General features: G+C 71.4%; 9 protein-coding genes and 1 pseudogene. 3 read left to right on the top strand and 7 right to left on the bottom strand.

The genetic code is table 11. From position 1 onward, the window contains the following. Positions 1-64: 64 nt before the first annotated feature. Complete coding sequence (locus ACWEPL_RS64645; RefSeq protein WP_350728991.1) at positions 65-490, bottom strand: DoxX family protein; 426 nt, start codon at positions 488-490, stop codon at positions 65-67. Positions 491-572: 82 nt separating this feature from the next. Here ACWEPL_RS64645 and ACWEPL_RS64640 point away from each other — a divergent pair, with 82 nt between their 5' ends. Beyond that, positions 573-1,034 (top strand): MarR family winged helix-turn-helix transcriptional regulator, encoded by a 462-nt coding sequence (locus ACWEPL_RS64640; protein ID WP_350728989.1) that lies wholly within the window; start codon positions 573-575, stop codon positions 1,032-1,034. 2 nt (positions 1,035-1,036) lie between these two features. Here the strand turns inward: ACWEPL_RS64640 and ACWEPL_RS64635 are convergent, their stop codons facing one another. Further along, complete coding sequence (locus ACWEPL_RS64635; protein ID WP_363963527.1) at positions 1,037-1,744, bottom strand: lysophospholipid acyltransferase family protein; 708 nt, start codon at positions 1,742-1,744, stop codon at positions 1,037-1,039. 162 nt (positions 1,745-1,906) lie between these two features. On the opposite strand from ACWEPL_RS64635, the gene ACWEPL_RS64630 reads away from it, so the two are divergent. Beyond that, a complete protein-coding gene (locus tag ACWEPL_RS64630; protein WP_452442905.1) occupies positions 1,907-2,665 on the top strand; it encodes an alpha/beta hydrolase in 759 nt (252 codons plus the stop codon). A gap of 46 nt (positions 2,666-2,711) precedes the next feature. Beyond that, positions 2,712-3,170 (top strand): hypothetical protein, encoded by a 459-nt coding sequence (locus ACWEPL_RS64625; protein WP_350728985.1) that lies wholly within the window; start codon positions 2,712-2,714, stop codon positions 3,168-3,170. Positions 3,171-3,180: 10 nt separating this feature from the next. Here ACWEPL_RS64625 and ACWEPL_RS64620 read toward each other — a convergent pair whose 3' ends face one another. The 5 genes and pseudogenes from ACWEPL_RS64620 to ACWEPL_RS64600 form a co-directional block, all read right to left on the bottom strand. Further along, the gene (locus ACWEPL_RS64620; protein WP_363963524.1) at positions 3,181-4,326 is read right to left on the bottom strand and encodes a hypothetical protein; all 1,146 of its coding nucleotides are present in this window, start codon (positions 4,324-4,326) and stop codon (positions 3,181-3,183) included. Between the two features lie 37 nt (positions 4,327-4,363). Next, positions 4,364-5,011: an endonuclease/exonuclease/phosphatase family protein gene (locus ACWEPL_RS64615; protein ID WP_363963522.1), complete on the bottom strand. Its 648-nt coding sequence runs from the start codon at positions 5,009-5,011 to the stop codon at positions 4,364-4,366. Positions 5,012-5,055: 44 nt separating this feature from the next. Beyond that, positions 5,056-5,988 carry an ROK family glucokinase gene (locus tag ACWEPL_RS64610; RefSeq protein ID WP_363963520.1) on the bottom strand — a complete coding sequence of 311 codons (933 nt, stop codon included), beginning with the start codon at positions 5,986-5,988 and terminating at the stop codon, positions 5,056-5,058. Between the two features lie 15 nt (positions 5,989-6,003). Further along, positions 6,004-6,429: a DUF5304 family protein gene (locus ACWEPL_RS64605; RefSeq protein WP_363963518.1), complete on the bottom strand. Its 426-nt coding sequence runs from the start codon at positions 6,427-6,429 to the stop codon at positions 6,004-6,006. A 42-nt stretch (positions 6,430-6,471) separates the two neighbouring features. Beyond that, positions 6,472-6,922, bottom strand: a pseudogene (locus ACWEPL_RS64600) (ArsA family ATPase); the annotation flags it as partial.

Raw genomic sequence — 6,922 nt, 5'->3', positions numbered from 1 at the left:
CTTTGTCTGACAGGGGGGGTCACCCCGCGGGGGGGGGGGGCCCCGGTTCCCGGAGGAGAAGCCGTCAGGCGAGCGCCGACTCGGGGCGGCGGCGGGCCAGGACGTTGTCCAGGGCCAGCGCTCCCCCGCCCGTGAAGCCGACGGCCAGGCTGGCCGCGGCCAGCGCCAGGACGAACTCGTAGCCGCCCTCGCCGGCGCTGAACCCGCTCGCGCCGTGCACGAACACGATGGCGCCCACCATGTCGAGGGCCAGCAACGTGCCGGCGATCGGCAGCGCGGCGCCCAGGATCAGCGCGAGCCCGCCGGCCACCTCCAGCACGGCGACGGCGGGAGCGGCCACGGAGGCCAGCGGGATGCCCGCGGACTCGAAGAACTTGGTCGTGCCCGCGATCCCCATGGTCGCGAACTTCTGGTAGCCGTGGACGAGGAAGATCACGCCGATGGCGATCCTCGCGAGCAGCAGGACGACGGGGCGCGCCTGGCCGATCATGCGATCTCCTTAAGAGTGGTTCAGATTTGAACAACGACCCTAGCATTGATTGTTCAAATCTGAACGACAGTAGACTGAACCGGTGACGGACCCCCGATGGCTTGACGCGACGGAGATGGCGGCGTGGCGCGCCTTCCTGTCCACCGCCCACCTGCTCGAACGGCGGATCGAGGAGCAGCTCAAGGCCGCGGCCGGGCTGACACATCCGCAGTACGAAATTCTGACGCGGCTGTCGGACACGCCGGGCCATCAGATGCGCATGACCGAGCTGGCCAAGGGTGTCGTGGTGTCGAAGAGCGCGCTGACGTACCAGATCACCCAGCTCGAGAAGGCGGGCCTGGTGGAGCGCGCCACCTGCCCCGGCGACGAGCGCGGGGTGCTGGCGGTGCTCACCGACGCGGGCGTGCGCTGCCTGGAACGGGTGGCGCCGGGTCACCTGGAGGTCGTGCGCGCGTACCTGATCGACCGGATCAGCCGCGAGGAGCTGCACACCATGACCACGGCCATGCAGAAGACCGAGACGGTCTTACGCGCCTCCGGGTGAGCTCACCCCTTGGCGGCGGCGGCGCGCGCGGCGCGCTCCAGCTCGACCTTGGCGCTCGCGGCGTACTTGTCGACGTATTCCTGCCCGGACAGCTCCATCAGGGCGTACATGATCTCGTCGGTCACGGCGCGCAGCACCAGCCGGTCGTCCTCCATCCCGTAGTAACGGGAGAAGTCGAGCGGCTTGCCGAACTTGACGCCCGGCCGGATCCCGAACTTGGGCAGCGGCCGCCCCGGCGGCATCATCTCGTACGTGTTGATCACGGCCCACGGGATGACCGGCGCCCGTGACTCCAGGGCGAGCCTGGCCACGCCGGTCTTGCCCTTGTAGAGGCGGCCGTCGGGCGAACGGGTGCCCTCGGGGTAGATGCCGAGGATGTGGCCCTCACGCAGGATGCGCAGGCCGGTGCGGAGCGCCGCCTCGCTCGCCTTGCCGCCGGAGCGGTCGATCGGCACGGTGCCGACGCCGCTGAAGAACAGCCGGGTGAAGAAGCCCTTGACGCCGCGCCCGGTGAAGTAGTCGGCCTTGCCGAGCGAGATGACCTTGCGGCGGATCTGCAGCGGGCCGAAGAAGTGGTCGGCGAACGACAGGTGGTTGCCGGCCAGGATCGCGGGCCCCTGTTTGGGCACGTTTTCCGAGCCCTCCGTCCACGGCCTGAAGACGGCGAGGAGGAACGGACCCAAGATGGCCTTGACCACCCAGTAGAACACTCCGGCACCTCTTCTCCAGCGCGTTACGTGTGAGCAGAGTCATCTTCCCACCTTGAACACGATGCTCCTACACCAGCTCTCGCACAAACACCCCGGAACGTGCGACGATCGGGCCGTTCCCGGAGGAACCTGCCCGGAATGAAACTGCATGGAGGAGCTGTTATGCCGCTCATGCCAGGCGCGGAGCCCTACCACCATCGAGCAGGCCAGGTCGGTGTGCTGCTCTGCCATGGGTTCACCGGCTCGCCACAGTCGCTGCGGCCCTGGGGGGAGTTCCTGGCCGGGCACGGGGTGAGCGTCTCGCTGCCCCGCCAGCCGGGGCACGGCACCACGTGGCAGGAGATGAACAGGACGCGCTGGGAGGACTGGTACGCCGAGGTCGAGAAGGCGTTCGCGGACCTCCAGGGGCGCTGCCCGGACGTGTTCGTGGCGGGGTTGTCGCTGGGCGGCTGCCTGGCGCTGCGGCTCGCCGAGGTGCACGGCCCGGCGATCGCCGGCGTGATCGCGGTCAACCCCTCGATCGCGAACGACGTGCCGCTGCTCAAGCTCGCTCCGCTGCTCAAGTGGTTCGTGCCGTCGGTGCCCGGCGTCGCCAACGACGTCAAGAAACCCGGCGTGACCGAGCTGGCCTACGACCGCACCCCGGTGAAGGCGGCGGCGTCGCTGCCCTCGCTGTGGTCGCTGGTGCAGGCCGACCTGGCTAAAGTGACGCAACCACTGCTGGTCTTCCACAGCACGGAGGACCATGTGGTCAAGCCGACGAGTGTGGCGATCATCCGTGCGAAGGTCCCACAGGCCACGATCGAGGAGCTAAGCGATAGCTACCATGTTGCGACGCTTGACAACGATGCCGACAGGATCTTTGCCGGGAGCCTCGACTTCATCCGGACACATGCCTCGGTACCCTTGCAGAGGGACTGATCGCACCCAGGGGGAAGTCGCGATCGCTGTGGAGAGGCCCATCTAGGTGACGCCCCAGAGTGACGAGGACGAGGTCTGGCGGCAGATCGTCGCGTCCTTCAACGACACCGCCGAGCGCGACTCGGCCGACCAGCCATGGCCGGACAGCGAGAACGTCCCCGCCGAGCCCACCCGCCGAGTGGTGAAACCCTCGGAGGAGCCCGAGCTCGACGAGGAGCCGTACAAGGACCCGGCGGACGACGAGGAGGAGGCGGACGAGGGCCACTTCGAGCCGCCCCCACCGCCCCCGCTGCCCAAGCTCGACCTGCCCACCAAGCTGGCGTGGGTGGCGCTGTTCGGCGGCCCCGCCTATCTCCTGGTGGCCGCGATGGCGAGCTGGCACATGGAGGGCTGGGCGCTGTTCACGGCCGTGGCGGCGTTCATCGGCGGGTTCGTGGCGCTGGTGGTGCGCATGGGCGACGGCCCGCCCAACGACTCCGGCTGGGACGACGGCGCCGTGCTGTAGGGGCCCGCCGCTAGGACTTCGCGGTGGTGGTCTTGGGCGCGAACGACTCGACCACGTCGGTGTAGCGGTCGCGGGTGTCGACCGCGTGCCCGACCGCCCACACCGTGCCCTTGCCGGGCAGGTAGGCCACCGCCTGGAGGCGTACGCTGCTGCGGCCCCGCGCGGCCCCGCCGCGGATGGTCGCGCACTCGCCCTTCTCGCAGCGCAGCATGAACGGCTCGGCGGCCCGCGCCGGGTCGTAGCCGGTGATCCAGTAGCGGCCCTTGCCGTCGCCGGTCACGCCGTAGAGGCGGGCGTCGGAGACGGGCGTCGGCTGCTCGCTCCAGCGCTTGCCGTTCCAGGTGAGAACGAGCGGCGAGACCTCGCCGGGCCCGCGGTAGACGCCGCCGACGGCCACCGCCCGCTTGGCGCTGTCGACCTGCAGGTCACGCAGGTAGCCGCCGGGGATGGAGGGCACCGGCATGGACTCCCACGAGCCGCCCGAGTAGTGCATGATCAGCGGCTCGGAGCCGGTGTCGCCGACGGCGAACCCGCCGGCCACCGCGTAGAGCGCGCCCTTCTCCGTGGTCTGCTGCACGGTCCAGGAGTTGCCCTGGCCGGTGAGGATGAGGCCCTGCTGGTCGCGGCTGCCGACCGCCACCACCCGTCCCGGCTTGGCGTCCACGCCGCCCAGCCAGTCTCCCGCTCGCAAGAGCGGGGTGGGGCGGCCGTCGTCGCCGGGGATGCCCTGCGGCCTGATCCGGTCGAACCCGCTGACGTCGCCGTGGGCCAGGTACGGCAGCCCGTCGTGCCCGTCGCCGACCGCCCACACGTCGGACGGCCCGGCGACGGCCAGCCCGCGCAGATTGCCGGCGGCGGTGGCGTCGCGGATGGAGACCTCGGACCAGCCGCTGCCGTTCCAGTGGCGGACGGTGCCGCGGTTCTTCCAGACGTCCCAGATCTCCTGCTGGCCGACCGCCCACACGTCGTTGGAGGAGACGGCCAGCACGTCGGACAGTGAACCGTCGGCCTGCAGGCGCGCGCTTGTCGACTGCTGCCACGCCTCCATGGTGGCGGGGCGGCGGGGTTCGGCATGCGCGGCGGGCGTGACCTGCGTCAAGGCCACGGACGTCGCCAAGATGAAGGAGAGCGCACGCCGCTGATGGCGACGGGTCATGAGCAAATGCTACGGGCTGGGGGGCCGGTCTTGCCCGTTAGTGCCCAACTCGCAACTCTGCGACAACAGGCAGATGGTCACTGGCCCCGGCCAGATCGGCGATCGGGGCGTCCACTCCCCCGCACGACACGACACGCGCCTCGCGCGCCGCGAACACGCCGTCGATGCGCACGGAGGGCCGCGCCGCGGTGAACGTCAGGCCGTCGCCCTTGGGCGCCACGGCGTGGCAGTCGGCCAGCCGTCCGGCCAGGTAGCGCCAGGCGGGCTGGTGCGCCTGCTCGTTGATGTCGCCGCCGAGCACGATCGTCGCGCCGAACCGGGTGGCCGCGCGCTCCATCAGCGCCACGGCCTCGGCGGCGTGGTGCACCCTGGCCGGGCCGTTGAGGTCGAGATGGAGCGAGCCGACGGCCAGGCGGACCTCCTCGATCTCCACCACGGCGAGCGCGAGCGCGCGCCGTTCCAGCCCGAGGAAGCCCCGCAGCGCGCGGCTCTCGGCGTGCAGCACGGCGACGCGCGGCCCGGCGAGCACGGCCACGCCGCCGACCCGGCCGGGGGTGGCCACGCGCAGGCCCGCCGCGGCGGCCAGGGCCTCGCGCCTGGCCCGCCAGCGGACGACCTTGGGCGCCTCCTGCAGGCACAGCACGTCGGCGCGCATGGCGGCGATGACCCTGGTCAACGCGGGCACGCTGTCGCGCAGCCCGCGTACGTTGTACGTGCCGACCCTGATCGTCAGCGCTGCCTGGCCAGGTCGGCCGCGCCCACCACCCCCGCGGAGGCGCCGAGCTCGGCCAGCCGGATCTCGGCGAGCGGCCGGTGCCCGCGGCCGGTGAGCTTCTCGGCGAAGGCCTGGCGGGCCCGGTCGATGAACAGGTCGGCGGCCCGCGAGACGCCGCCGCCCACGATGAAGCAGCCGGGGTCGAGAACGGAGGCCAGGTCGGCCATTCCCTGGCCCAGCCACTCGGCCAGGCTGGCGAACGCCGCCAGCGAGGCCTCGTCGCCCAGCCGGGCCGCCTCGGTGATCTCCTCGCCCTCGATCTTGCCGCCGGCCAGGCCGAGGAGGATCTTCGCCTGCTCCGGGTGGGCCTCGGCGATCTCCCTGGCGTCCTTGACGAGGGCCTGGCCGCTGGCGTACTGCTCCCAGCAGCCGACGTTGCCGCAGCCGCACTGGCGCCCGCCGGGGAGCACCTGCATGTGGCCGAACTCTGCGCCCATGCCCCAGCGGCCGCGGTAGAGGGCGCCGTCGACGACCAGGCCGCCGCCGATGCCGGTGCCGAGCGTGATGCAGACCACGAAGGACTGGCCGCGCCCGGCGCCGAACCTGCTCTCTCCCCACGCCATGGCGTTGGCGTCGTTCTCGACCACGACCGGCAGGCCGACGAGGCCGCCGATCTTCTTCTGCAGCGGCTCCTCGCGCCAGGCGAGGTTGGGGGCGAAGCGCACAATCGAGCGGCTCTCGTCGACGAACCCCGCCGCGCCGACCCCGACGGCCTCGATCTGCCTGCCCGCGCTCAGCTCGCGAACGACATCGGCCACCGTCTCGGCCACCAGGTCGGGGCGGTCGGCGGCGGTGGGCCTGAGCGTGTGTTCGACGATCACGCCCTTGTCGTCGACCACACCGGCGGCCACCTTGGTCCCGCCGATATCGACACCGATCGTGAGCATTGGCCCCTTTTCTCCCTATCCCAGATCTATGTGTTCCACGTTGCCGCCACCCTCCGGCCGGGTGGCGCGGCGGTCCGGCGTGTCCTCGCGCGGCCCGCGGGGGGCGGGCCTGCTCAGCGAGTCGAGCGCGCCGCGGAACGCGGCGAACAGCTCCCCGCCCGCGGCCATCAGGTGCCCCGTCACGTCGGCGCCCGACTCGCGCTGGGCCGCGATGGCCCTGCACCACGGGCAGGCCCGGCAGATGTACTCGTCGTGGGGATCGGACACCGCCTCTTCCCACACGTCGCGCTCCCTGCGGGCACCCCCGCCGGTGAACGAGTTGAACACGCTCTTGCCGACCTGGCGGGTGGCCCGCCCCTGGATCGACTCGAACAGCTTGCGTGCCTCGTCGGCGACGGTCCCGATCGGGTCTCTGTCGTTGCCGGTGTTGCTCTCGGTCATCTCGCCCTCCCTACGTATGGGTCGCTCATCCTCCTCAACTCATCAGGACGCGGATTCGCTCCCCGGGCTGAAACCTACCCGCAGCACGCCGTCGCGGAGCGCGGCCCCGGTGATCTTCCTGCGGGCCAGGGCCGCGGGCAGGGCCAGGATCCTGCGGTAGGGCCCGGCCGTCACGATCAGCTCGTCGCCCTTGCGGGCCAGGTCGACGTCGCCGCGGTCGGCGCCGGGCAGGGCCAGGACCAGCTCGTCGGCGTCCATCCGCAGTGGCGGATCGACGGCGTGGGCGGCGAACGGGTCGGACTCGGCGTACATCGCCTCGCCGACCTCGGCCAGCGCGTCCTTGCCGACGGGCTCGGCAGGCAGGTAGGGGATGACGTGGATGGGCAGCGGCGCGAACGACTGCTCCGCCTCGGCCAGCAGTATGCGCTGATCAGCATGTATCCGTTCCTGTGGATGGTGTCGGGCGCCTTCAAGACCCGCGGCGAGGTCCTCG

It is taken from the genome of Nonomuraea sp. NPDC004186 (genome assembly GCF_053603495.1).
This window is presented reverse-complemented; position numbering and strand designations above follow the sequence as displayed.

Bases quoted from the DNA above. Each gene is read 5' to 3' on its own strand.
- ACWEPL_RS64645 (WP_350728991.1), bottom strand. From the start codon at position 490: ATGATCGGCCAGGCGCGCCCCGTCGTCCTGCTGCTCGCGAGGATCGCC.
- ACWEPL_RS64630 (WP_452442905.1), top strand. From the start codon at position 1,907: ATGCCGCTCATGCCAGGCGCGGAGCCCTACCACCATCGAGCAGGCCAG.
- ACWEPL_RS64620 (WP_363963524.1), bottom strand. From the start codon at position 4,326: ATGACCCGTCGCCATCAGCGGCGTGCGCTCTCCTTCATCTTGGCGACG.
- ACWEPL_RS64610 (WP_363963520.1), bottom strand. From the start codon at position 5,988: ATGCTCACGATCGGTGTCGATATCGGCGGGACCAAGGTGGCCGCCGGT.
- ACWEPL_RS64605 (WP_363963518.1), bottom strand. From the start codon at position 6,429: ATGACCGAGAGCAACACCGGCAACGACAGAGACCCGATCGGGACCGTC.